23 protein-coding genes are annotated in these 26,149 nt (G+C 46.6%); 13 read left to right on the top strand and 10 right to left on the bottom strand.

Annotated features, from left to right (window positions below):
• Positions 1–584 precede the first annotated feature (584 nt).
• The gene (locus JGK39_RS04890) at positions 585–4,214 is read right to left on the bottom strand and encodes a CHAT domain-containing tetratricopeptide repeat protein (protein WP_293252181.1); all 3,630 of its coding nucleotides are present in this window, start codon (positions 4,212–4,214) and stop codon (positions 585–587) included.
• Between the two features lie 622 nt (positions 4,215–4,836).
• Positions 4,837–6,108, bottom strand: coding sequence for an aspartate aminotransferase family protein (locus JGK39_RS04885; RefSeq protein ID WP_293295939.1), 1,272 nt, complete (start codon positions 6,106–6,108; stop codon positions 4,837–4,839).
• Positions 6,109–6,239: 131 nt separating this feature from the next.
• Between JGK39_RS04885 and JGK39_RS04880 the strand changes: the two genes are divergently transcribed.
• Entirely contained in the window at positions 6,240–7,511 is a 1,272-nt protein-coding gene (locus JGK39_RS04880) for a ribulose bisphosphate carboxylase small subunit (protein ID WP_293252185.1), read from the top strand.
• Positions 7,512–7,843: 332 nt separating this feature from the next.
• On the opposite strand, the gene rbsK is transcribed toward JGK39_RS04880, so the two are convergent.
• Entirely contained in the window at positions 7,844–8,767 is a 924-nt protein-coding gene (rbsK, locus tag JGK39_RS04875; RefSeq protein WP_293295941.1) for a ribokinase, read from the bottom strand.
• Between the two features lie 341 nt (positions 8,768–9,108).
• Between rbsK and nblR the strand changes: the two genes are divergently transcribed.
• The 3 genes from nblR to JGK39_RS04860 all read left to right on the top strand — a co-directional run bounded on the left by nblR (position 9,109) and on the right by JGK39_RS04860 (position 11,626).
• On the top strand, positions 9,109–9,804 hold the full coding sequence (gene nblR, locus JGK39_RS04870; protein WP_293252189.1) for a response regulator transcription factor NblR: 696 nt from the start codon (positions 9,109–9,111) through the stop codon (positions 9,802–9,804).
• A gap of 199 nt (positions 9,805–10,003) precedes the next feature.
• On the top strand, positions 10,004–10,519 hold the full coding sequence (locus JGK39_RS04865) for a DUF192 domain-containing protein (protein WP_293252191.1): 516 nt from the start codon (positions 10,004–10,006) through the stop codon (positions 10,517–10,519).
• 891 nt (positions 10,520–11,410) lie between these two features.
• On the top strand, positions 11,411–11,626 hold the full coding sequence (locus JGK39_RS04860) for a DUF2949 domain-containing protein (protein ID WP_293144219.1): 216 nt from the start codon (positions 11,411–11,413) through the stop codon (positions 11,624–11,626).
• Between the two features lie 55 nt (positions 11,627–11,681).
• Here the strand turns inward: JGK39_RS04860 and JGK39_RS04855 are convergent, their stop codons facing one another.
• From JGK39_RS04855 to JGK39_RS04835, 5 genes are all read right to left on the bottom strand, one after another.
• Entirely contained in the window at positions 11,682–12,839 is a 1,158-nt protein-coding gene (locus JGK39_RS04855; protein ID WP_293252193.1) for an alanine--glyoxylate aminotransferase family protein, read from the bottom strand.
• Between the two features lie 78 nt (positions 12,840–12,917).
• Positions 12,918–13,163, bottom strand: a complete 246-nt coding sequence (locus tag JGK39_RS04850) for a DUF5340 domain-containing protein (protein ID WP_293252195.1) — start codon at positions 13,161–13,163, stop codon at positions 12,918–12,920.
• 332 nt (positions 13,164–13,495) lie between these two features.
• On the bottom strand, positions 13,496–14,413 hold the full coding sequence (gene trpC, locus JGK39_RS04845; RefSeq protein WP_293252197.1) for an indole-3-glycerol phosphate synthase TrpC: 918 nt from the start codon (positions 14,411–14,413) through the stop codon (positions 13,496–13,498).
• A 129-nt stretch (positions 14,414–14,542) separates the two neighbouring features.
• On the bottom strand, positions 14,543–14,938 hold the full coding sequence (locus JGK39_RS04840; RefSeq protein ID WP_293252199.1) for a transcriptional regulator: 396 nt from the start codon (positions 14,936–14,938) through the stop codon (positions 14,543–14,545).
• A gap of 428 nt (positions 14,939–15,366) precedes the next feature.
• On the bottom strand, positions 15,367–16,806 hold the full coding sequence (locus JGK39_RS04835; RefSeq protein WP_293252201.1) for an NB-ARC domain-containing protein: 1,440 nt from the start codon (positions 16,804–16,806) through the stop codon (positions 15,367–15,369).
• A 171-nt stretch (positions 16,807–16,977) separates the two neighbouring features.
• Between JGK39_RS04835 and JGK39_RS04830 the strand changes: the two genes are divergently transcribed.
• The 5 genes from JGK39_RS04830 (at position 16,978) to JGK39_RS04810 (ending at position 18,992) form a co-directional block, all read left to right on the top strand.
• Entirely contained in the window at positions 16,978–17,370 is a 393-nt protein-coding gene (locus JGK39_RS04830) for a hypothetical protein (protein WP_293252203.1), read from the top strand.
• Positions 17,371–17,674: 304 nt separating this feature from the next.
• On the top strand, positions 17,675–17,983 hold the full coding sequence (locus JGK39_RS04825; protein ID WP_293252205.1) for a hypothetical protein: 309 nt from the start codon (positions 17,675–17,677) through the stop codon (positions 17,981–17,983).
• A 15-nt stretch (positions 17,984–17,998) separates the two neighbouring features.
• Positions 17,999–18,442 (top strand): hypothetical protein, encoded by a 444-nt coding sequence (locus JGK39_RS04820; RefSeq protein ID WP_293252207.1) that lies wholly within the window; start codon positions 17,999–18,001, stop codon positions 18,440–18,442.
• A gap of 59 nt (positions 18,443–18,501) precedes the next feature.
• Positions 18,502–18,828 carry a nucleotidyltransferase domain-containing protein gene (locus JGK39_RS04815; protein ID WP_293252209.1) on the top strand — a complete coding sequence of 109 codons (327 nt, stop codon included), beginning with the start codon at positions 18,502–18,504 and terminating at the stop codon, positions 18,826–18,828.
• Positions 18,825–18,992, top strand: a complete 168-nt coding sequence (locus JGK39_RS04810; RefSeq protein ID WP_293302218.1) for a hypothetical protein — start codon at positions 18,825–18,827, stop codon at positions 18,990–18,992. Before JGK39_RS04815 ends, JGK39_RS04810 begins: the two co-directional genes overlap by 4 nt.
• Before the next feature lie 32 nt (positions 18,993–19,024).
• Here the strand turns inward: JGK39_RS04810 and lpdA are convergent, their stop codons facing one another.
• Complete coding sequence (lpdA, locus tag JGK39_RS04805) at positions 19,025–20,464, bottom strand: dihydrolipoyl dehydrogenase (RefSeq protein ID WP_293252211.1); 1,440 nt, start codon at positions 20,462–20,464, stop codon at positions 19,025–19,027.
• Positions 20,465–21,075: 611 nt separating this feature from the next.
• Between lpdA and JGK39_RS04800 the strand changes: the two genes are divergently transcribed.
• A complete protein-coding gene (locus JGK39_RS04800; protein ID WP_293295943.1) occupies positions 21,076–21,354 on the top strand; it encodes a hypothetical protein in 279 nt (92 codons plus the stop codon).
• 115 nt (positions 21,355–21,469) lie between these two features.
• Here the strand turns inward: JGK39_RS04800 and JGK39_RS04795 are convergent, their stop codons facing one another.
• Positions 21,470–21,772, bottom strand: a complete 303-nt coding sequence (locus JGK39_RS04795) for a hypothetical protein (protein WP_293295945.1) — start codon at positions 21,770–21,772, stop codon at positions 21,470–21,472.
• A gap of 136 nt (positions 21,773–21,908) precedes the next feature.
• Between JGK39_RS04795 and JGK39_RS04790 the strand changes: the two genes are divergently transcribed.
• The 3 genes from JGK39_RS04790 (at position 21,909) to JGK39_RS04780 (ending at position 25,966) form a co-directional block, all read left to right on the top strand.
• Positions 21,909–23,012, top strand: a complete 1,104-nt coding sequence (locus JGK39_RS04790; protein ID WP_293295947.1) for an ATP-binding protein — start codon at positions 21,909–21,911, stop codon at positions 23,010–23,012.
• 29 nt (positions 23,013–23,041) lie between these two features.
• Positions 23,042–23,380, top strand: coding sequence for a hypothetical protein (locus JGK39_RS04785; RefSeq protein WP_293295949.1), 339 nt, complete (start codon positions 23,042–23,044; stop codon positions 23,378–23,380).
• Between the two features lie 165 nt (positions 23,381–23,545).
• On the top strand, positions 23,546–25,966 hold the full coding sequence (locus tag JGK39_RS04780) for an AAA family ATPase (RefSeq protein WP_293295950.1): 2,421 nt from the start codon (positions 23,546–23,548) through the stop codon (positions 25,964–25,966).
• The last annotated feature ends 183 nt before the right edge of the window (positions 25,967–26,149 follow it).

Raw genomic sequence — 26,149 nt, 5'->3', positions numbered from 1 at the left:
CTAAGCCGTAAGGTGCGGATTGCGCACCCTACTGATACCATTTTTCTTTCTCCGCTGCATGGAATAGATCCTTTACCGGAAAGGATTTGAGGCGAACCATTGAAGAGGGCGAAGCATGACCGCATATAAGTTATTAGTTATCATCCCATATTGACTGCGGTCTTGCTTCGCCCCTACGGATATATTTGCCAAAGATGCACCCGCTGCGGATCCATCAAATTGTCGATGGGATGTGAGGTATTTTCAATGGATCCGCACCCTACGACCAGGGCAAACGCATCTAAATTATGTAAGCCTTACGTAGCGGGAGTTTCAGATTTTAGTTACAAAACCAAATAATGGCTAGAACCTTTGCCCCGTAGGCATTGTAAAAATAAAGGACTAAGGACTAAGGACTAAGGACTAAGGACTAAGGACTAAGGACTAAGGACTAAGGACTAAGGACTAAGGACTAAGGACTAAGGACTAAGGACTAATGACTAATGACTAAGGACTAAGGACTAATGACTAATGACTAATGACTAATGACTAATGACTAATGACTAATGACTAATGACTAATGACTAATGACTAATGACTAATGACTAAACCCCAGCAGCCGTAAAAGCTGCCCAGTGATAGGGATTGGCAAAAGGACAGGGTTTGCGGTTGCGAATTTGCTGCAAAGATGCTTCAGCAATTAGGCGAGAACTTTGTGAAAGCCGATCGAACGTTTGCGAAATTTGAGGCTGAAAATCAGCCAGCAATACCTCCAATTCCTCGCCTGTCAAATCCCGCAGCCACCTTTGAGCCTCCGCAAGCGATCGCGCCACATCTCCCACTTGCAATCGAGGAAACCGCCCGAGATTTTCATAAAACTTGCTCGTCAGCAGCAGCGTGGAAACATCATTCACCTTCCAGAGACTGCTGACAACACTAGATGTGCCAGCATACAACAAACCCGCGGACAAACCGACAAAATCTTCAGTACCGCTGACTGAGCCTGCTGCAATTTCGCAAGCGGATAAAGTAACTAAAAAGTATTGCCGACAATCGAAATTAAAAATTTCCTCCAAAGTCATAGTATCATTTCTCACAAATACGCCTGATTTGAGCGGGAAAGCGAAATCAAGCACGCTCAAACAAGCAAAGTGAGCGCATTTTTTCTGCTGCACCTGCCCTATTTTCGCGGATGAATTCCCGTCATTTACAGACATCGATCGAGAAAAAGCCTCTTTAATTGCTGGCTTCTGCCGCAAAATTTCTGTACTGGAAAAACACTGGGAAATATTGCCGATTTCCAGGTTGCTGTAAAGCGCATCTCTGCTGAAAGTGGGAACGGCCAACAGGTGCTGCAAATTCGGTCTGTAGCGGCCGATAGCTGCGCTGCGCGCGATTTGTCTCAACCGCAATAGCTGGCAGCTAGGAGCATAGCGAATTCCTCCGGCAAATCGATCGATCAAATAAGCAGCAGGAGGTGAAATCTCCCCAAAGGACGAACTGTGAGAAAAATCAGAACCGTTGTGCGTATCCAACAGATCGAAACCGCTGCGATCGCCCCAATGAGGTCTGAAAATTGCCCCGGTGTCCTCCAACCCCTCTCTCACCCCCAAAGGCAAAGCATGGAGCGGCAAAGCGTGCAAAAATCGGTGCGGCACCACAATTAGCCGATCGCAATTTTCCGGAATCAGCGCCACCACTCGATCGATTTCCAGCAGTTCGGCCAAGCGTTTGAGGCGAGCCGGGAGATGATTGATCCAGCGACCTTTTTGCTCGGAATAAGCGCTAAGGTACTCTCCGGCCCAAGTTTCGGCAGCCAAAGCATTTCCCGGCGCACAGAGGTGAACGGCGGGATATTCCGCACTCTTCACCACCACAAAAGCCACTAGCAAATCCTCCAAACTCGCCCACACCAAAGCAGCACAATTGGCATCAGGTAACAATTGACGAATTTGCTCGAAAGTAATGGGTTCAACTTTGCGAGCTAAGCTGAAGAAAGGGTCGTTCGCCTGCACCTCGCGCGCAATCAACCCATCAAACTGCCGCCACAATTGATTTAAGTGCATAAAATCGGAGTTCGGCATCAGAGAACCGCTGTTCAAACCTTGGGTATCGCCCTCAGAAATCAAGGTAGTGCTGGGTTCGGGTTGTCGCTGTTGTTGCTGTCGCTGTTCCCTGGCTATTTCCAGTTGCAATGACTCCAACTCGCTGCGTACCGCTGCCGGAATGTCGCCTTTGGGAGTCAGGGGGGATTTAACCAGCAGTTCTACCAAATTGCGATTTTTGTGGCGTTCGGCGTATTCGAGAGCTCTAGCGTAATATTCCGGATGGCCCGGGCCCAATTCTAGGCAAACTTGTACGAGGGATTTATAGAGTCCTCTCCAGGTGCTGGCTAATTTGGCTTTTGAGTTACTCCCCCGATCGCCCAAATCGGCCGCATCAACCCCAACTTCGCAGCGCAAGAATTCCACAGTATCGACAGCAGCAGTAAAAACCCCGCAGGCGCGCAGCAACTCGCCTCGAACTCGGTAAGCTTCACCCAAATAAAATAAAATTTGCGCCCAACGGTGGGGATAGGTTTCGCGAGTGTAGATTTGGCCGGCACTGTGATAGCAGACGATCGCGCTTTCGATGCGAGACGAGTTTTCCGTCTGCGTCAGTTCCGAAAAAGCTCGGCCCAGATAAATTTGCAGCATTGCCCAGCGGTGGGGAGCAGCCTGCTTGCTGTAGACTTGGACTGCATTTTGATAACAGGCGATCGCGCTTTTGAGATTGCGGTTTTTTTCGCCTTTCACGTGTTGGCTGAAAGCGCGTCCGAGGTAGGCCCAGAGCATTGCCCAGCGTTCGGGAGTTTTTTGGCGGTTGCAAAAGAGCAAAGCATTTTGATAGCAGGCGATCGCCATTTCGATATTTTCGGCTTTTTCCCCTTTCACCCGCAGGCTGTAGATCCTGCCGAGGTAAGTTTGGATCGAACCCCAGGCTTCGGGAAATTTGATGCGAGTGTAGACTTGCAAAGCATTTTGAAAACAGGTGAGTGCCATTTCCAGATTTTCCACCGGATCGCCTTTGATGCGATCGATAAACACCCGGCCCAAATTCCTTTGAGTCGTCGCCCATTGCAGCGGAAAAGCTTCCTTAGTCCGCACTTGCAAAGCTCTCTGGTAGCAGTTGACAGCGTATTCGAGATTTTCTGCCCGATTCCCCCGCAGGAACTCACAGTAAGCATTTGCCAAATTATTTTGAGTCGTCGCCCAGCGCCGGGGAAACATCTTGCGGTTGTAGACTTGCAAGGCATTGTGGTAGCAAACGACTGCCTGTTCGAGATTTTGGGCTTTGTCGCCCCGCAGTCGGCGGCTGTAAGCGCGGCCGAGATTGTTTTGAGTGCTTGCCCAATCTCCTCCAAAACCCTCGCGGTTGCGAACTTGTAGGGCGTTTTGATAGCAGGCGATCGCAATTTCGAGATTTTCGGCCCCATCTCCCCTGAGGCGTTCGCTATAGGCGTTTCCCAGATTGTTTTGCAGCGTCGCCCATTGTTCCGGGTACTGTTGGCGAGTTCGCACTTGCAGGGCATTGGCAAAGCAAGCGATCGCCTGTTCGATATTTTGAGCCTTATCACCTTTGGGGCGATCGGTATAAGCATTGCCCAGATTATTTTGCATGACTGCCCACTCTTGGGGAAAGTCTTTGCGGGTAAATACCTTAGCCACCGTTTCGTAACCGGCGATTTCGATTTCCAAATTATTGGCCTTGCTACCGAGGGGAAACCGCCCAATTTTGTTGCTCAGATTGCCGATTAGAGCTGCAATGCGCCTAACCTCTGATTCTTGGGCGGTGGGGAGTACCAAATTTGCCCAGCGGCGCAGCAGATCTGCGAAATTCTGGTCGAGTTTGTCTAAATTGTTTCTCAGCAGCGCGTACAGGTGCTGCGAATCAGCGCTGCGCGCCACTGCTTGCAATACTTCTGCTAAAAAAGCCAGATATGCTGCGCCGGTTCCGGGCAATTTAGCATTGCCCTTGGCAGATTCTAAGGGTGCGATCGTCCTTTGAAAGAATTTTGCAGCTTTGAGCAAGCTGTCTCGCGTCAGTGCCGGCTCTTCCAAGTACAGCATTTGCACGAACCCAAAGTCGATCGACTTTGAGTCAGTCCTCAAAATCAAATCTATTCCTGAGTCCACAGGATTTTCCAGCAGCGCTCGGAGCATATTAACATCAGTTTCGCGACGCTGTTCGTCCATCGTGCATTCCGCCGAACTATTAACGAGAGGATTGCTGCTTCCGTGCAGCCAATGAAATCAGGAACTGTTTAAATTTCGATCCCGAACCGGAGGTACGAGTCTGGGACGGATTATAGAGCTTAAACGCTGAAATCAGTTAAACCAGGATTCACAAATCGCAACAGACAGGCAGATAGCGAGATTAGCACCTACTATCACTAATAGTATTATTGTGCCCGTTGCTCTTTGACCAAATTCCGGTGTAATGCGCCGTCAGTGTTTCGGGGCGGGTTTCACAGACAATATTCGAGTGGATGATAAAAATCAATTTTATCCTGATATATTTTTTGTGTCGATCGACATTAAAAAGCGGTTAAAAATTCCCAACCGGGAGTCTATTAACTTTAAGACTTAGGTAGAAGAATTAAAGAAACCGGGTTTTTCCAGGATACACATCCGCATAACGCAGTGCCTTTGCCTAAAAAAACAGGTTTCCACGCAAGTCCTAAACTATATAAACCCGCCCCGACATACTTGCAGCGGGGCGGGTTTACATTTATCCCGAATCGATTGCGATCGCAAAAAAAGGTTCGTAGTGCGGACTTCAGTCCGCTCAGTCCGCAAAAATCAATCCAGCAGATTTTTAGTGTACCGCTTGAGAGCGCAACGCTTCCTCAACTGCAAGCAAAGCCCGATCGACTTCAGCAGCAGAAACAATCAGAGGCGGGACAAACCTCAAAACCTTCGGCCCGGCGGGAACCAACAGCACACCAGCCGCGATCGCAGATTTAACAATATCGGCCGATGTCAGTGCAATATCAGCCTGCAATTCCAACCCGACAATCAAGCCCCAGCCGCGCACCTCAGCAATCAAATGCGGATATGCGGCCGCCAGCTTGTGGAGCCCTGCTTTCAACTGTTCTCCGCGCTGCTGGACGTTTTCCAGAAGGTTTTCCCGTTCCAAAGTTTGGCACACGCGCAAAGCTACAGCGCAAGCAAAAGGATTGCCGCCAAAAGTGCTAGCGTGACTTCCCGGTTCAAATACATCGCAGTTCGACTTGCACAGCATAGCGCCGATCGGGATACCGCCGCCCAACCCCTTCGCAGAGGTAAAGATATCCGGTTCAATCCCGAGGTTTTCGTAACCCCAGTATTTACCGCTGCGCCCCATTCCGACTTGCACTTCATCGAGAATCAGCAAAATGCCTTTTTCGTCGCAAATTTCCCGAATCCGCTGGAAATAGGCCACATCTCCCGGGCGAACTCCCCCTTCACCTTGCAGCGCTTCCAGCATAATTGCAGCGACTTGGCGTTCGTCTTTGTCGAGTTCGTCGATCGCTTGTTCGATCGCGCTAATGTCATTGTAAGGAACATAGTGAAATCCCGGAACCAACGGACTAAAACCCTTCTGATATTTAGGCTGTCCCGTCGCCGTAATCGTCGCCAAAGTCCGCCCGTGGAAACTAGCAACAGCAGTAATGACTGTCGGATTCGAGATATTTAATTTTTCGTGGGCGTACTTGCGCGCCAGTTTAATCGCCGCTTCATTAGCTTCCGCGCCAGAGTTGCAAAAGAAAGCTCTGTCCGCGCAAGAATGGTCTACAAGCCACTTCGCCAGCTCGCCCTGTACGGGGATGTAGTAAAGATTAGAAACGTGGTGCAGCGTCTGAATTTGCTGAGTTACCGCTGCAATCATGGCTGGGTGGGCGTGTCCCAGAGTGCAGGTAGCAATACCCGCCACAAAATCGAGATATTCGCGGCCCTCGGTATCCCAAACGCGACAGCCGAGGCCGCGTTCCAGGGCGATCGCAAAACGCCCGTAAGTAGTCATTACATAACTGTCGAAGCCCTCAGAACTGAAGGGACTGGCTTCGGCTTGCACGATCGGTTCTTTTAGTAAAGTTTCTGGACTCACGAATCGCTCCTTAACAACAGATAATATCTAGACCTCGATTGTACGGTAAAAATCCAGCTTCGCGGTGTATGCTGTTAGTTTTGTCATAAAATTGTAACAGTAACAGCAATAGATCCCTCACAAATCTACCGATGAGTTATTACATTTCTCCTAACTTTCTCGATAAAGTTGCGGTGCACGTCACCAAGAATTTTTTAAATTTACCGGGCGTAAGAGTTCCGCTAATTTTGGGAATTCACGGCCGCAAAGGAGAAGGCAAAACATTTCAATGCGAACTGGTTTTTCGGCGGATGGGCTTTGAACCGGTGATGATATCTGGCGGAGAATTAGAAAGTCCCGATGCGGGAGATCCGGCGCGTTTAATTCGCTTGCGCTACCGCGAAGCTGCGGAGCAAATTCGGGTGCGGGGCGAGATGTGCGCCATTTTTATTAACGATTTGGATGCCGGAGCTGGCAGGTTCGATACTACTACTCAATATACCGTGAATACTCAGATGGTCAATGCCACTCTGATGAATATTGCGGACAATCCAACTAACGTGCAGTTACCGGGAAGTTATGACAGCACGCCGCTGCACCGAGTGCCGATTATTGTCACCGGAAATGACTTTGCTACCCTGTACGCGCCGCTGATTCGCGACGGGCGGATGGAAAAGTTTTATTGGGAACCGAGCCGGGATGATAAAATTGGGATTGTCGGCGGAATTTTTGAGTCGGACAATTTGTCAAAAACCGAGATCGTCGGTTTGGTTGATAATTTTGCCGATCAGGCGATCGACTTTTTTAGCGCTTTGCGATCGCGCATTTACGACGAACAAATCCGCGAATTCATCCACAAAATAGGAATCGAGCGAGTTTCCAAGCGTTTGGTAAACACTCTCGAAGCACCGCCAGATTTCCCGAACCCTAATTTCAGCCTCGCTCATTTATTAGAAATGGGCAGTTTGATGGTTGGTCAACAAAAGCGGGTGCAGGAAATGCGCTTAGTAGATGAATACAACCAATCGCGGCTGTTCAACGTTCCCGGAACCGTCAATGTCCCGGCGGCTGCGCCAACGCAGAACCAACAAAACGACCCATCCTCGAAATATTATAAAGCTTACGTCGAGCCAAGTTCTGAAGTTAGTAACGGTCAAGCTGTACGGCTGAGTGGCGAGGTATTGGAACAAGTGCAGCAGTTGTTAGCAAGGGGCTGCAAAATTGGCATGGAATATGCAGACAATCGCCGATTTAAAACGGGTTCTTGGCAAAGTTGTGCGACAATTAAAACTGCACAGGAAAAAGATGTGGTTGCATCTTTAGAAACTTGCTTAGCCGAACACGGCGGCGAATACGTGCGGCTGATTGGTATCGATCCAAAAGTTAAGCGCCGGGTAGTTGAAACAATTATTCAGCGGCCATGAAAGTAGACAAGTAGGGTGGGCAATGCACACCTGAAAAATTACAAATTAAACTAATGCGCGCTTTACAAGTTAAAGTAGGGTGCGCAATGCGCACCTTACTACAAGTTAAAGTAGGGTGCGCAATGCGCACCTTACTACAAGTTAAAGTAGTGTGCGCATTGCGCACCTAAACTAATGCGCGCTTTACAAGTTAAAGTAGGGTGCGCAATGCGCACCTTACTACAAGTTAAAGTAGTGTGCGCATTGCGCACCTTACTACAAGTTAAAGTAGTGTGCGCATTGCACACCTTACAAATTACTAAAATAGGGTGTGCAATTCGCACTTGAAAAATTCAAACTAAATTATGCTGCAAAAAATTATCAAAAGTTGTGCGATCGGGCATAGCAACCTGAGCACCCACCTTAGTTGCACACAGAGCACCCGCTGCACAGCCCCACACCACCGCCTCTGACAGCGATCGCCCGCCATCTAAGGCCGCAGCCAACCCCCCGTTAAAAGCATCGCCAGCAGCCACAGTGTCGATCGCCTCCACAGCAAAAGCCGGCACAAAAAAGCTCTCATCCGCAGTGACAGCAACAGCCCCGCGATCGCCCAATTTGACAATAACATTCTTGACACCGCGCTCCTGCAACTGTTTGGCAGCCATCATCGCCGTTTCAGTATCATTCACCCGAAAACCGGCTAACTGGCCCGCTTCCACTTCATTCGGCGTGATAATGTCAATTAGGGGGTAAAGTGCGATCGGCAAATCCGCCACAGCCGGGGCTGGATCGAGAATCACTCGCACCCCCAATTCACGGGCGACTTTGGCCGCTTTTAGGACAACTTCCAGGGGAATTTCTAACTGTAACAGCAAAGATGTAGCTGACGGCAACACTTTTTTGAGACCTTCGATATCTGCATCACCAACATTGTTATTCGCGCCCGGAATCACAATAATATTATTTTGACCTGTCTCGTCTACAGCAATAATTGCCACACCTGAATGAGTGCTTTTATCTATTAAAATATTTTCTGTACTCAAACCATAGGATTGTAAACTTGTCAATAATTCTTCAGCAAAATTATCGTTGCCCACACGCCCGATCAGGTGAGTCGAAGTTCCGAGACGCGCCGCTGCTACGGCTTGATTTGCTCCTTTGCCGCCGCCTGCCGTGAAAAAATTGCTACCGATGATAGTTTCCCCCGGTTGCGGCAATCTGGGAGTTTTTGCTGCGAGGTCAATGTTGATACTGCCAAATACGATGATGCTCATAGATTGTTGAATTGCGTAATTGGTAATTAGGTTTGTAGTGAGGACTTCAGTCCTCAGATTTTAATATTGAATTTGGTCATTGGGAATTGGTCATTGGGAATCGGTCATTGGTCATTGGTCATTGGTCATTGGTCATTGGTCATTGGCTTATCTTGCTTATTTCTTGATTTTTCCATCTAACTAATGACTGATAACGTTCGCGAGCTCTTAAGATCGCACTAATGATTAATGACTGATGACTAATGACTGATGACTGATGACTAATGACAACTGTCAACTGACAACTGACAACTGTCCCTAGATACGTGCTAGAACAGTTATGGTCTTCACCGGTCAATTCAATGGCTGCAATTACTCTCGATCGCAATCCCTGTGTCCTGCTAGTAGAAACAGACGAAGTTCTCGCCGGACACTTAAGTCTAGACTTAAAATCCTCCGGCTACGAACCGGTAATAGCTTCTAGTATCGCCACAGGCCAACATTTAGCCCGACAATTGCAGCCAGCTTTGATTGTAATCGATCGCATACTCGGCCCTGAATCGGGGCTTTCCCTGTGTTCTCACCTCCGAAGTAGCGGCAATCGGGCGCCAGTGCTATTATTGATCGGTCGCGATACAGTGGACGATCGCGTGGCTTGTCTGGAAGCTGGCGCAGATGATTATTTTCTCAAACCTTACCGTAGTGAGGAGTTTATGCAGTTGGTGCGCTTGTATTTGCAGCCGGATAACACCAGCAGCGAACAACTGAGGTTTGGTGATTTAGTTTTGGATTTGGCGTCTAGGCGAGCTCTACGCAACGGACGGGCGATCGACCTGACAATGAAGGAATTTGAACTGCTAAAGTATTTGATGGAACATCCCCGCGATGTTTTGACTCGCGAACAAATTCTAGAAAATGTTTGGGGTTACGACTTTTTGGGCGAGTCGAATGTGATTGAGGTTTACATCCGCTACCTGCGCCTCAAGATTGAAGATGAGGGCGAAAAGCGCTTGATTCAGACTGTGCGCGGTGTTGGCTACGTGATGCGCGAAGCTTGAAGAAGTCATTAGTCATTAGTCATTAGTCATTAGTCATTGGTCATTAGTCAGTTGTCAGTTGGTAGGGGCGGTGGATGGTGCGTGCCCGCCCTCAGTTGTCAGTTGTCAGTTGACATTTGTTAAAAATTCCCATACCCATTACCAATTACCCATTACCAATTACCCATTACCAATTCCCCATTCCCAATCTAAAATCATTATGAGTTATTTGGTTAATTTCCTAAATATTGGGGTAATTATATTTTTGCTTGGATGTTCGCCGGCTTTACCTGTCGCAAATTCTGGTGTTACTGGTACTTTGGCGTCGCAGTCTCCGACGGCGACAACATCCGGTCAAGTTTTGCCTGTTTCTGCTAGAGCTCGGATAGCCGATCGCCCGATCGAACTTGAAGTCGCCAAAACACCGGAACAACAGGCTATGGGTTTAATGTACAGAACTTCTTTGGCTGATGACAGAGGAATGCTGTTTGAGTTTAAACCCGCGCGCGGGGTCAATTTTTGGATGAAAAATTGCAAGATTTCTCTGGATATGATTTTTCTGCGGGATGGAGTAGTGACAGCCATCGCAGCAGAGGCACCTCCTTGTACCGCCGATCCTTGTCCCACCTACGGCCCCGATACTCCTGTCGATCGAGTAATCGAGCTCCGGGGCGGGCGCGCTGCTGAACTTGGTGTCAAAGTGGGCGATCGGATTGAAATCGAGTTTTTCCAGTAACACTTCGGGCATTTTCAGGGCTGGCCCATGGAACTAGAAACCCGGTTTCTTCTCATATTTCTCGTCAATAAACCTAAAATTTCCTAGAAACCGGGTTTCTGAGGTCACTCCTCCTGTTCAGAACTGGCTGAGTTCGGCTTCCGCAAATCCGGCAAAAATTTAGAAACTTTACAAAACTTGATAAAATCTGTTAAAGTATTAATGTAAGATGCAGCACAAAGACAAAAAGATTTGCTACTATGTCAATCTCAGCCAGTCTGGGCTTGAGCTTGTTTGCAGAAGCTGTAAATTGTTGGTCGCAGGTATCAGAGGAGTCAGCGACTCGTTACCAATCCTGAGAGACGATGCTCAGCCGATCGGGATTCTGGCACGAAAAGAAATTCTCTGGAACTTCTGGCGCTAAACCTGAATCTACTAAACCTGTCGGAAGTAAGATGCTACAAGCCAAATTAAGTGGCAAAGTTAACTTAAGGTAGCAAGTTCGGGTGCGATCGACATATCTGACAAATATTGCCGAAGTAGATTTGCGGATTCTGCACTTTCGCAGATGAAGTTAAGCTCTGAACAACAGTTCAGAACAACAGTGCAATTAGTTTAGGTAGCAGAATTTATTCAGATTCGCGCTGCATAATACCGAGGTATTCAGTTTAAGTTCGATCGCGCTCAACAGGCGATCGGGCTGACAGCAGCAAAAGTGCAAAACCTTTCACTTTTTGGGAAAGGTTGGCTTTAGAGTCGCACTCAGCAGTAAATTTGGGATTTTCCAGAACCCATAATACTGTTTTAACAGCGATCGACAGTTAAGAGACAGATTTAAAACTGGCTTATTACTAATCAAAAACATCAGGTTCGCATCAGAAAATGGTGTCCTATACATGGAGAAAAAATTACATGGCACCCGCAACATACACTAGATTAATTCGATTTTTACAAGAAGATTTGGCAATCTCTCCGGCATCTATCGCTGTCGCCGAACGTGTCGGCGGTGACGAAAAACGGCAGCGCGATCGAGACCCTAATTCCTTGCCGATGGTACTGTGGCAGTACGGTTTAGTCACTCTCGAACAGTTGGATAAAATCTTTGATTGGTTGTCTCAAGCATATTAAAAGGATTTTAGATTTGAGAGAAAATCCCAAATCCAAAATCCTTTAATAACTGAGATTAAGATCCAGCTAAATGTTTCGCAGCAGCGGCGACACCGGCACCAGGAAGGCAGCCTTCATGACCTAATTCTTGCAACACGACTTCCAAGGCGGAAATTGCTGCTAGAATATCGCGATCGCACACAAAGCCCAAATGACCGATGCGGAAGATTTTACCTTTCAAATGGTCTTGTCCGTCTGCCAGAGCAATATCAAACTTCTTTCTCATCAAAGTCCGCACTTTTTGAGCATCTACAGACTCCGGCGGCATCACCGAAGTAATGGCAGGACTGGCGGCATCATCAGCAGCAAACAACGGCAAACCCAAAGCTTTTACAGCGGCGCGAGTAGTTGTCATCAAGCGCTTGTGTCTGGAGAAAACATTTTCCAACCCTTCAGCTTTCATCATCTGCAGCGATGCTTGCAGGGCAAAAAACATATTGACTGGCGGAGTAAAAGGAGTCGTATTTTTGGCAGCGTCTTTGCTATATTTACCCAAATCTAAATAATAGCGGGGTAGTGTGGCAGTTTTATAAGCTTTCCAAGCCTTAGGACTAACGGCTACAAAACCCAAACCAGGGGGAATCATGTAAGCTTTCTGAGAACCAGAAGCAATCACATCTATGCCCCAAGCTTCCATCGGCACGCTGACAGCACCTAAACTGGTGACAGCATCAACCATAATTAAAGCTTCACCGTGGGCTTTGACGTGGCGGTTGATGGTTTCGAGGTCGTTCAGGACACCCGTAGAGGTTTCTGAGTGAGTGACGATGACAGCTTTGATTTGCTTCTCGGTATCTGCTTCGAGTTTTTCGCGGAAGTCTTCGGGGTTTAAAGGTTGGCCCCACTCTGCTTTGACGATTTCGGCGTTTAAACCGTAAGCTTGTGCAACTTCAGCCCAGCGTTCGCCAAATTTGCCGTTGCATCCGACTAAAACTCGATCGCCCGCACTCAAGAAATTAATTATCCCAGCTTCCATCGCGCCGGTACCGGAAACAGTCAAACTCAGTACATCGCCGCTGGTTTGGTGCAGCCATTTCAGGTTTTCGGTACATTCGGCAAAAATCGCGTCAAATTCCTTGCTGCGGTGGCCCATCGGGTGTTTTGCCATCGCCAGCAAAGCCGCTTCCGGCACCGGCGTCGGGCCGGGAATCATCAGCATTAACTTGTTGTCCATGATGTCGTCCTAACTTTTTCGGTGGGAGTTATACAGAATAAATCAAATACGATACGTCACGTCGGTACTCTAAGTTTTTTAACTTTTAACGCCGCTGTGGTTAGTTTCATTTAGAGACCAGCGGTGTTCTACCGCTAAGTTCGATCGCTCGCAGCTTTGTTCTAATTGCTTTTGAATGGCAAGGGCTTTGCGGAGGGTAATAATAAGTTGGTGAACTTGTTGCTGCTGGGGCGATTGTGGACTGACAGCAAACATCGTTTTCCGTTCTAACAATTGAAGTAGCAATTCATAATGAATGTACGAAGGAAGGGGAATTGGCTCCATGAAAGCTTACATACCTCAGCGAACGGACACCCCATTGCAATTGCATGGGGCATGACAGGTGAACATTAGATGCCCGACTTCTTATTTGTTTTCTAGCCGTACAAAACCCCTGCTTTGCCGATCGAATATTCGGGGCAGGGTGCGTTGGTAACGCTAAATTGTGCGATCGACTGGCGAGAGCGAATAGATTTAATTGCTTTCTGGCAAAATATTTCTACGCAATATGCCTTTGAGTGCTATTTTTTTTCAGTTAAGCGCTTGAGCCGATGCAGGCTAGAAATGCTGATTATTTACCTACTCAATCAATTCTTATCAGAATTCGGGGGTGTTTGTCAAGCAGTCTCGCCTTTGGTGGTGTGCGGGTGCGCCTCGGCAAGGGCGGCTAAAGCCACACCCGGATCTGGCTGTTTGACTAGGGATTCGCCGATGAGGACGGCTTGGACTCCGGCGCTGGCGACTTGGGTGAGGTCGTCGGCTGTATGGATTCCTGACTCGCTGACGGTGAGGATGCTTTTTGCTTGAATTTCCGTTTGACGCGAGGCTAATAGTTGGCTGGTGGTTTCTAGACTGACGGAAAAGTCTTCTAGGTTGCGGTTGTTGATGCCGATCAGGTTTACTCCTTCTAGGGTTAATACTCGATCGAGTTCTTCTTGAGTGTGAACTTCGATTAAAGCTGTCATGCCCAAAGTCTTGACAATTTTCACAAAGTATTGTAAGTCTTTGTCAGATAAGATAGCTGCGATTAACAATACAGCATCGGCGCCACTAATCCGAGCGAGATAGATTTGGTAGGGATAGATAATAAACTCTTTGCAAAGCAGCGGCAAATCAACGGCAGAACGAATCTTGCTGAGGTTGTCGAAACTGCCTTGAAAGAACTTTTCGTCGGTGAGTACGGAGATGCAACTGGCGCCGTTTTGTTGGTATGCGATTGCGATCGCCACGGGGTCGAAATCTTCGCGAATTACGCCTTTGCTGGGGGAAGCTTTTTTGACTTCGGCGATGATTGCTGGTGCAGTTTTACCCTTTTTAAGCGCGCCGAGGAAGTCGCGTATCGGCGGTGCGAAGGGGAGTCTTTTGTGAAGTTCGGCTAAGGGCGTGCGATCGCGCTTTTGGGCTACTTCAACCTCTTTTTGCCAGACGATTTCTTCGAGGATGTGCCGCGGCTTGGAGTCGGGTACGGCGATTTCGTAGCTGAGGTAGAGCACGGAGACTGAGGTGCTGGGCGGACGGCGGCGGATTTGAAGCATAGTAGGGGGGATAAACAGTTGACAGTTGACAGTTGACAGTTGACAGCGAGGTTTTTAGGCTGGGGATTTATACCTTACCGCGATCGCGACAAATTTCAATCTATTATATAATAGAAGTCTCTATTAGGATTAATTGAACAGAAACAAACTCGGATTGACATGAAAAAACTTTCCCAAATCCTCAGCTTGTTTTTTTGTAATTTCTAGCTGGTTATTAATGATTTGATTTACTATCTCAATTGTATCCATAATTTCCACTAAATCTGCTGGCTCTAAATTTCTAGCATCCATCAAATGAAGAAGTCTTGAGTGGGGAGTTGAAGCATTTATTTGATAATGTGTTTCTTCAAAATCCTCAATTAATTTGACTAAGAGTTCTATGAGAGTGTCTTCTTCGGGAGTTAGATTGTTCCGAGAAAGCAAACTTTCAACTATTTCTAAAAATATCTCGTTTTCATCTTTATTTTTGATAATGCGCGGTTGATATTGAGATAGCAGGCTGCTGTACCTGTCGGCGTCAAACATTTAGCGATCGTTCAGATGTTTTGCAGATACCTAATTTTATCAAATTTAAGGGCGATTTAGCAAAAACCCAAAATCTAAGAAACCGGGTTTTTTGCTAAATCACCGACTGTAACGAAAGATTCTCGAAAAAACCCGGTTTCTGGCCACCCGCGCGATCTAAGAAACCGGGTTTTTTGCTAAATCACCGACTGTAACGAAAGATTCTCGAAAAAACCCGGTTTCTGGCCACCCGCGCGTCCGTGACTACGCCAGAAACCAAAGAAACCGGGTTTTTCGTAGTTTTTAGGCGGTGTAACGATATTCTCGGAAAAAACCCGGTTTCTGACCACAATAAACAAAGGTCGATCGCACATTTCCAAATTCCAGATAATTCAGTGTAGGGAAACGGCAATGCCGTGTCCTTAGCGGGATTTGCTATATAATTTTTACTACTCACAGATTGGGCGGGAATAGTTAGTTTTGACATACTCTTTTAGTACGGGCCCAAGGGTGAAAAATGTGCGTGAAGCGTAGCTATCCCATAGGGAATCGCCCTCCTGGATTTTTTCAATTAATGAACGCCGTCCCAAGGATTGCATGATTTTCAATAATTGCGATCGGGATAATTGCAGATTCTCTGGCACTTTTGAGAGGGAAACTGGCGCGGTTTCACTTGCTAGCCATGACATTACCTGTTTTTCTGACTCGGATAAGCGATTAAAGGGCTGATGCAGTAAAGATTCTAAATCTCCTAAAAATAGTGTATCATCAGAGAACATTTCAGAGATGTTACCGCTAAATAAATCTTGAATCATTGTCGCCACTATTTTTAACCACAAGGGATTACCGCTGTATTGTTCAATTAATTCTGACCATTTTTCATCTTCAGCTAAACCTTTTTCTCTGAGAATTTCCCCGGCTTCACCACCTAAACCATTCAGTTGTAACGATCGCACTGGCTGGTTTTTGCCTTCTAATGCGGCGATTTCTCTGGGTTTTTCCCAACTGAGCAACACTAAGCAACTGTTGTGAGATAATTCTCCTACTTGTCTGAATAGCGTGCCGTAATCTTCGTATCCAGGTTGGTAATTACCAGCGAGTTGTCCGCTGCTATTTATCATTTGTACGTCATCGAGTATCAGCAGACAGCGGTATTTTTGCAAGTATTCTAGTAGGGGCAATCCCCCCGTGGTTGCCCCATCTTCAGGGGCGGGCACGGGGGCACCGCCCCTACAGAAGAATTGAATTATATTTTTTTGAAGTATTGGCAGGGGTGGAGATGTGGCGAGACTTCGCCAGATGACGAAATCAAATTCATCTTTGATTTGTTGGACAAGTTGTGCAGCGATCGCGGTTTTGCCAATGCCGACTATGCCGTGTATGGCGAGTAGGCGGGTGTTTTCGTGTAGAATCCACTGTTTGAGGGTGGTAAGAGAGGTGGTGCGATCGAATAAAACTCCAGATTTAGGCATTTCATCTAAATATTCGCACACTTTGAGTTTCGTGTTGCCTTTATTTAGAGTTACTTTCTCGGTTGGTGGGTTGGTGACTTTTGGGGAAGGTGAGGAATCTCCACAAAAATTGATTTCATCAATTTGTACAATATCTTTATTGAAGTTCCTGAGATGTGAGAATTTTAATCGTTCTAAAGTGACTCTAATATTTGATTTATTGACTTCTTCACCTGATACTTCTGATAGTAGCTTCCATAATTCAGATGCAATATCCTTGACGTGGCCTTCAGTACAGTGAGATTCATCGGCTATTTTTGAGTATTTCAGACCTTGCAAAGTTCCCCGCAGTATCACCTCTTGCAGATTGTCTAAGTGTTTTCCCGTATTGATAAAAACTAGGTCGTCGGCAAGTTTTAAGACTTCTTGAACGTCCATAGGTTGCGTTGTTATTAGAGTTTCACTGATTGTATCCTATTTTTTCCTATTTTTTCCTACTTTTTCCTACTCGACTCGGTTGTTGAAGTCCCGACTTTTTCCGACTTGCAAAAAGTAAGTTTTTGCAGATGATGTTTACATAAAGATTTCTACTCAACAGGTATGAAAAGTATGAAACGAATTTTCGGTGTTTTTTTCGTTCTAGGTTTAACTATTTCGACCCTTGCTTCTAACCTCCCAACAAAGGCCCAAAGCAATCTAAACAGTGGAAAGACTGGTAAGTCTAGTAATATTGCTGCTACTGATGTCCGTGTTTTTCGCAATCCAACGGAAGGAGAGAATATTCCAGTTGATGTAGTAATAAAAGGCGCTAGTGGACTAAGTGATAAAGCACGTCAGCAAGGCGCTAATGCTTTTTGCAAGGCAAATCAATATACCGAAGCCGTAAGTTTTGATTACGAACGTGATGGTAGCGTCGGCACTATGCAGTGGAATCCAAAAAGTGAGCAATGGGAATTTTGTCAAAAGTGTACAATGTACCTCACTAAAGTAACTTGTAAGTAAGCCGATTATCAAGCTAGCGAATCTATAACTAAGTACCGTTATTACATAATACTTAGTTGTAGATTCGCTAGCTTTCTATTTCCCCGGACTGAAATCAGAAAAAAGGTAAGCTGCTCCCGGCGATCGCCCTTCTATTATTGAGGTGCGATCGCTCTTTTTTTGAGTATTACTAATTCTGTTTCTCCAACACTATATGGAATTTTTACCGCTTTGACAAGCATTCATAAGACAAGCTATAGTGAGTAGGGGAAAATCGGAGTGCGATATTTGGTATAATGAAAGAATCCCGAGCGCAAACAACCCAATGGAATCTTTACCCAATAATTGGGCGGATATTCAGCCTGACATCATATATCAAACGCTGGCTGATATGCTAGTATCTTTTAGCAAAAAGCAAATACGCCTCGGCCAAAGATACGATGGAACCAATAAACATCTCAAAGCTATTCAAAATGGTAGAGTACCGCCCGATGGTAATATAGGTCTTGTTTCTTCGGAAGAAGAAGGATACGATCTCAAATCTAAGGTGTTAGGAGCTGGTGGAGATTATCGCTATCATGGAAAGTTTATTGAGGGAGTTTTACACTTTCCAGGTGTCAAAACAAGTCATTAACGGAGAATTAAGCTGATGAGTGCAGTAACTTTGACAAATCATCAAATTTGGGATGAACTTGCTAAAATATTAGCACCTATTGATGTAAGTCTTCTGGCAACGCAACATTTAGAATCCTGCAATTACAAAATAAAAGGTTACTGGGATAGCAACAATAAGTTTTATGAAGAAATCACTTTTATTCATCCTATCTGTGCAGAGTTAATCGGGCGATCGCTCGGCACAAATATCACCAACAACCATCCGACTTCTAACTGGATTAAGCTGAATTTTTTACTCAAAGCCGATTTATCTGCTAACAAAAACAACTTAGTTAGCGATGAGGGAGATGATGAAATTGGCGAACTGACTCTAATTTTAGATGCTAATCTCAAAGTTATTGATGAAAACTGGCTGATTGATATCGAATCTCCTTTTGTTGTTGCCAAAAGTCAGCCGGATTTGCAGCATTCTGCTTAAAGTACCCGCGAGCGCAGCTATCCCGAGCGTGAATCGCCCTTCAACCCTCCATCACAAATATGAACATCAACGATCGACTAAAAACCATCCTAACTGACTTACGATCGCACTTCGAGCAAATCTACGACAGCCGCCTTGTCACAATGGTGCTCTACGGTTCCCAAGCGCGAGGCGACGAACGCCCAGACTCTGACATTGATGTTTTAGTCGTTCTCAAAGGACAAGTCAATCCCGGTGAAGAAATTAAAAGAACCAGTCACATTCGAGCCGATTTGTCGCTCCAAAATGATGAAGTCATTAGCTGTCTATTTATGGATGAACAGCGATTCATGCACTACAACGGGCCTTTATTGAGGAATATTCGTAAAGAGGGAATAGCTTTATGAAACCTGAACAATTAGAATACCTAGATACCCGACTTATTGAAAAAATCGGGGATCTAAAAATAGTCCTGGACGCGCGGGGCCTGAAACCGGGTTTTTTACGAAAATATTTCGTTCCAACCCACAGATTAGGTAAAAAACCCGGTTTCTTTGGGCGCAGTGCATAAGTCCTGTCAAACAAGAACTCCGCCCCTACAAATTAATGACCGCCCGCCGCTCCAGCCGCCCGTTTGAAAGCCTCATCCAACACTTCCGAAAGCGTCGGGTGCGTGTGAACTCGGAATGCTAAAGTGTTCACAGAATCCCGCTGGGCGATCGCATTTGCCGCCTCTTGAATCAAATCCGAAGCGTGCAAACCAAAAATGTGAACTCCCAACAATTCCCCAGTATCTTTCCGGTAAATCACCTTAGCCATACCGTCGGTTTCACCCTCCGCAATAGCCTTAGAATTTCCCTTAAAATAACTCTTGACAGAAGCAACCTCAAACCCTTCGGTTTTTCCTAACTCCTTCGCCGCAGGTTCCGTCATTCCCACATAACTAATTTCTGGGTGAGTAAAAGCCGCCGCCGGGATGCTCAAATAGTCAACTTCGCGAGTGCGACCGCAAATATTTTCGACTGCCGCAATTCCTTGGGCAGATGCAGCGTGCGCTAACATCATTTTGCCGTTAACATCGCCGATCGCCCACAAATTCGCGATCGGTTCTCCCGCCGCCAAAACCTGCATCTTATCGTTAACTGGGATATAACCGCGCATCGTTTCCACGCCAACTGTTTCTAACCCCAAATTCTTGCTGACGGGAACTCGGCCAGTTGCTACCAAACAAGCGTCAACTTCCATAATTTCGACAACTTCCTTAGTTTTGAAATCAGCTAATTCAATAATTACGGGCGAACCGGGAATAATCTTTTTAGCCAACAAACCAACTTTTGTTTCAATATCGCGGGGTGCAATTAACACTCGTTCTGCTAACTTAGCAATATCCGAGTCAAAAGTCGGCATCAATTGATCTAGAGCTTCAATCATCGTAATTTCGCAGCCCAAGGCCGTGTAAATATCCGAAAACTCTAAACCGATATAACCGCTGCCAATAATTGCAATCCACTTCGGTAGCGATTCCAATCTGACAGCATCGTCGCTAGTAAATACTGTTTTGCCGTCAATTTCTATCCCCGGGGGGACGAAGGGAATTGAACCGGGAGCGAGAATAATATCCTTGGCGGTAATAGTTTTATCGCCTTTATCGGTTTCGACTGTAATTTTTTGAGCAGCGGCAATTTTGCCCCAACCTTGGATGACATCGACGTTCAAACGTTTGAGGCTGTTTGTTAAGTCGCCGCGCAGTTTGCTAACAATAGTATTAGCGTGATTGGCGATCGCCCCGCGATCGAAATCCACGTTTCCCAACTGAATCCCCAAAGTCTTGAGGTGGTGTGCATTCCGCAAATCCCGCACCCGCCCGGAAGCCGCCAGCAGCGCCTTGGAGGGAATGCAGCCGCGGTTGACGCAAGTCCCGCCCATGTCGCCCGCTTCGATAATTGCCACTTTCAGCCCGCAGCTAACCGCGTGTATGGCGGCGCCGTGTCCGCCCACGCCGGCGCCGATAATTGCTAAATCGTAATCAAATCCTTGAGTCACTTTACAATCTCCTAATGCCTTTGAAATCTTGGGACTCAAGCAAAAAACACCGTCTGTCCGTCCTTTGGAGGTGGTGCGTTGCGATCGCAACCCGACCAACAGCGGTAATAGTTGCATAAGTCCTGTGTCCTTATTCTCGACTAGACTAGGGTTAATTAGACAGTAACTGAGATTTTTTTAGGGTCGATTATGTTGAGCTGGCTGTGCGCCAAGTCTCAAATCACCCTGTCGGCGGGTGTAAAGTTAAGTACAGATTGATGGCTGACAATGCGTAAGCCGTGTCAACTGAAAGTCAAATGCAGTGTCGGTGTAGTGTTTGACGATAGGGCCCAGATCCCCCCTAGCCCCCCTTCAGAAGGGGGGAACCGGAAGCGGTCAAAGTCAACCCCTACTTCCCTTCTTAAGCCCGATCCCCCCTAGCCCCCCTTCAGTAGGGGGGAACCGGAAGTGGTCAAAGTCCCCCTTCTTAAGGGGGATTTAGGGGGATCTCGCAAGAGGATAAAAGCGAAATTTATCAAGGGTTTGAGTTGATTGGGATTTTGATGTCTAATATCTGCACGTGCGGGCGATCGCGAGTTTTTCGGCAAGTTTTGAAGTCTATGGAGTAGCTTATGATGGATGAGGATGATTTGAAAGATTCACGCCGGGCCTCGGCTCAAGCTTTTTTTCAGTCCCTGGATGAATTGTTTGATTATATAGAAGCTTCCAACCCTGATATGGCACAGCCTCAGTCTCCGTCGCCTCAAGCTAAGTCTGCGAGTCAGCCTTCGAGTCCGCCGAAGAAGGCTAAACCTGCGAAAATTAATTTGTCGGATTTTGAAGATGCGATCGCGGATTTGGAACAGTTTATTCAGAACAAGCGCCAGAATCGCCCGGAATCTAATCAGTAGTGCGACACATTTTAATCAATCATGTCCGGCAAATGACGGATAGTATAAGCTGGCGGGCGATCGCCCTGGCCCGATTTTGCCTGAGAGTGCGATCGCCCCAGCGGCTATACTGTGGTTAGTCTTGGTCTTGGGATAGGTGATTTAGGCGATCGATGTTTTGTCGATCGAGCTTGACGAGCACAAAGAGGATTTTGAGTGTTAACTCGCTGGCGGTGTTAATTGTTCCTTCTGGGACTTTGCCAGCAACAAAGGAGCCGATACCTACAAGATAGAACAAAACACTGGTGATGATGAATCCACGTATTGCCAGAGAATAGGAATGAGCTTGATGCAAAATTTCTTGTTGAGGAGTGCGATCGATTTTGCCAGAATTATTAGAGGGCGATAGTTGGTTTTCCTTGAATTTTTTGTTAGTCATTTGTTTTATTGGAACTCTACAATCCTTATTAGAAAGCATCGAAAGTTGAGTTCAAGGTTGAGATAAGTTGACTTTTGGTTGACTTGTAGCTGAGATTGGATTTATAATCTAAGGATTAATTTTCTCTGGAGGCATCATGGGGCGATCGCTCAGAGTTTCTCCAGGGTGCATCGAACAAGTAAAATCGGCTGTAAGGCGCAACGGCTTTCCGAGTCAGAGTGCTTTTGCTCAAGAAGTGGGATTATCCCCATCGACTGTCAAAAGCTTTTTGAGGGGAAATCCTGTTGATTATATAAATTTTGTTGAAATTAGCGAAAAATTGGGGTTAGATTGGCAAACCATTGCATATATAGAACAAACAGACTCCCAGTCACCTCAGCCTAATCCACCACAAACCTGTGACGAAACTTCACCCTTCATCACCGGCAATCCCATCACCAATCCGCGCTGCTTCTTTGGGCGCGAGAAGGAACTCAAACGCCTATTCAATTTGATCAAAAGACAGCCATTGCAAAATGCCGCCATTATCGGCAAAAAGCGCAGTGGCAAAACTTCTCTGCTACAATACTTAAAAAACATTACCACGACCCCAATAGAAAAGTTGCGCCCCAGTCAAAAATCTGACTGGTTGCCCCATCCAGAAAACTATCGCTGGATATTCGTAGATTTTCAAGATTCGCGACTTCAGAATCGGGAAGGGCTGCTGCGCTACATTTTAGAATCCCTCAAAATGATCGTGCCTAATCCTTGCGGCTTGGATAGATTTATGGATGTCGTTAGTTATAATTTACATCAACCCACAGTCATATTACTAGACGAAATTGGTGTGGGTTTACAACGCTGTCCCGAATTAGATGATGGGTTTTGGGAGAGTTTGCGATCTTTGGCGACTAACCAAACCAATGGGAATTTAGGCTTTGTCTTGGCAACTCCAGAATCGCCGATCGAATTAGCGACTAGCACGGGACATAGTTCGCCTTTTTTCAATATTTTTGGATATACTACAACTCTGGGAGCTATGACGGAAGCTGAGGCGCGGGAGTTGATAGGCAGTTCGCCCATACCTTTTGCTGATGAGGATATCGAGTGGATTTTGACTCAAAGTAAATGCTGGCCTCTGCTGCTGCAAATCCTTTGTCGAGAACGATTATTTAGTCTGGAAGATGGGGTAATCGGGGATGATTGGCATGAAGAAGGGTTAGAGCAACTAAAACCCTTTGCTGAGTTACAATCTATATAAAATGAAACTAACATTTTTAGAGCGATACTATGACAACTAATTTACCGATAAATTTGGAGCGTTTACCCAAAACTTTGCCAAGAGAAGGAGCTGTTAGGGTGGAGTTAGCACAAGGAGTGCTGGTATTTCGCGCTTCTAGGTTTTTCCTGGAGCGAATTGGAATATTAACGGCTAAAAGAAATGTAGCTGAACTCACTTCCGAAGAATTACAAGAATTGCAAGATTATGAAGAATTAAATAATTATCTTAGTTGGGTTAATCAGACAATTATCCATACTTTGCATTATCCCTTGCAGGGGACGGTCAATTACTACGATGACCCCTTTGAACCTGCTTTACCTCTGGAAGAATGGGAAGTGCTGCAATGATCGTACTGGATACCCATGCTGAGAAAACTGACAAAATAGGACTTACGCACGGGTAGTCAGAAACCGGGTTTTTTTACGAAAATTGTTCATCGTAGCCCGGAGATTAGGTAAAAAACCCGGTTTCTTTGGTCTTGACGTGTAAGCCCTGAAAAATTCCCAACCAAAATGACATCGCCAAATGTTCCGCGCAACGCCTACACCGATGCACCAGAACAGCACCCCAACCTAATTCTGGGTAACCTACAATTGCTCTGGTGGATGATATTTAATCCCTCAGCTTTCCGTAACCATTTAACCAGCATAGACCCTGCTCTAGAAATCGAATCTAAAAGCAAAATAGGTTTACGATTACGAAACCCAGCTTTGTGGAAGTTACTAATACAAGCATTCCTAGTCTTGCCTGTCATAACTAATTCAATTGTTGTTGCCTTCGTACTTTGGCTATTAGGTGCCCCAGTAGATAAGATCGTGTCTGGCGTGATGTTGGGCGTGGCGTTGGGTCTGGGGTCGGGCGTGGGGTTTGGCGTAGCGTGGGGCCTGGGGTTTGGCGTGGCGTTGGGCGTGGTGTTGGGCGTGGCGTGGATCGTGGCGTTGGGTTTGGCGTGGGGCGTAGCGTGGGGCGTGATGTTGGGCGTGGCGTTGGGCGTGGCGTGGGGCGTGGCGCGGGGTGTAGGGTCGGGCGTGGGGTTGTCAATAGCGTGGATGGTGGCGTCGGGCGTGGCGTCGGGCGTGGAGTCGGCCGTGGGGTCGGGCGTGGGGTCGGGCGTGGCGTTGGGCGTGGCGTTGGGCGTGGCGTTGGGCGTGGCGTTGCGCGAGGAATCGGGCGACGCGTTGCGCGACGCGTTGCGCGACGCGTTGGACGTGTTGTTGGTCGTGGGAGTCATTATAAACTTATGGCTGCTAGTGGTAGTGTATCCCTTCCAAACATTATCGAATATCCTGCTCTACCAACTAGACAAACGACGGATAGCTAATAAACCCAGTTTGCTGTGTTTGCATTCCGCTTTTTGGGATGAGCGGCAACGCCTTCCTCTGTTTGGCTTAAACCAGCACATTCTCTTAGTAATAAAGCAAAATCCAGAAGAAGGCAAAGCTGCACTCAACTATTTAAGTACAAGCCGCCAGCGTTGGGCAGCACAAGCGGTACAAATAGAACTAGATGCCAGGGAATTAGAAAACTGTACAGATGTAAAAGCCATCAGTAACGCTCACCGCAGTATACCCATTGGCGAACTAAACAGTCAAGTCAGCTTCCTACTCAGTAGCTTTAGTCGCATCAGCCAAGACGTAGATGCAGCCCTCAACCAGAAAAGTCCTTACAACCAGCGTTTAGCCCTCAGTGCAGTAGCAGAAAAATTAAACAGTTTAATACGAGAATTCAACCGCAGCAGCGATAAATATTCTGTTCGTTTTCGCCCCATTGCTACCCGTTGGTATGAAATTGTCACCAACTATGTGCAAGAACTAGCGAAAGCAGTCGAACTTCGCCAAGAAATTGACAGCCCTTATATCATCGGCGTACCTCTGACAGAACAGCAGGAAATCTTCACCGGGCGTACTGATATCGGCACGCGCATCGAGCAATTACTCCTAGACCGCCGCCGCCCTCCTTTGTTACTCTACGGTCAACGGCGCATGGGCAAAACTTCCCTACTCAACAACCTGGGACGCTTGCTACCTAACAGAATTATTCCCATGTTTGTAGACTTGCAAGGCCCAGTTTCATCAGCAAGTGATTCTGCTGGGTTTCTCTACAATATCGCTAGGAGTATGACAAACTCAGCGAAGCGCCAAAGCGCGTTAACTCTCCCATCTCTCGATCGCGAAACACTGCAAGATGACCCTTTTACCTACTTTGATGAATGGCTGGACAAAGTAGAAGCAGCGCTACAACAAAATATTGCCCTGCTTGCCTTAGATGAATTCGAGGCGCTAGATGATGCCATCAGAAAAGGAGGTTTTGACGAGCAAGATGTTCTGGGAATGTTGCGCCACCTCATTCAACATCGTCCCCGCTTCAAAGTAATGCTAGCTGGTAGTCATACCATAGAAGAATTTCAGCGTTGGTCTAGCTATTTAATCAATGTCCAAGTCGTTCATATCAGCTATCTAAAAAAATCAGAAGCGCGTCAACTAATTGAGCAACCCGTCCAAGATTTTACCCTGCGCTACGAACCCGGTGCAGTCGATCGAGTTTTGCAACTCACGCGCTATCACCCTTTCCTCATACAACTCCTCTGCGCTGAAATTGTCGCCCTCAAAAACGAGCAAATCCCCTCTAGGCGCCGGCTGGCAACTTTAGCCGATGTCGAAGCAGCAATCCCAGAGGCTTTAAGTGTTGGCAGTTTCTTCTTTGCAGATATTCAAAGCAATCAAGTAGATGCGGCAGGATTAGCTATTTTGCAGTTTTTGGCAGCAGAAGGGGAAGGGAAAATCGTGAGCGGGAAAACTATTTTGCAAGAGTTTCCTGATGGTTGTGATGCTATTGGTTTGCTTCTGCAACGGGAGTTGATTGAGGAAGTTGGTGATGGTTATTGTTTCCAAGTAGAGTTGATGCGGCGCTGGTTTGCACGGGGTGTCAGATAGGGGATTTTAGGGATTAGTAACCTATTTCGGTCATTGCGAGGAATGTGAGTTTTTGCGAACCGTTCCTCTCTTCGGAGAACTTTTAACCCAAGCGTATTGCTTTTAATAGCAATTTTCAAAAGTCTTGCTACCAAACAATTTTTGGGTTGGTTGGCTCAAATATTGTCGCGGCTGTGCGGATCT

It is taken from the genome of Microcoleus sp. PH2017_12_PCY_D_A, from assembly GCF_020738565.1.
Classification (GTDB): domain Bacteria; phylum Cyanobacteriota; class Cyanobacteriia; order Cyanobacteriales; family Microcoleaceae; genus Microcoleus.
The sequence above is the reverse complement of the archived record's forward strand: the minus strand, read 5'-3'. Positions and strand labels throughout refer to the sequence as shown.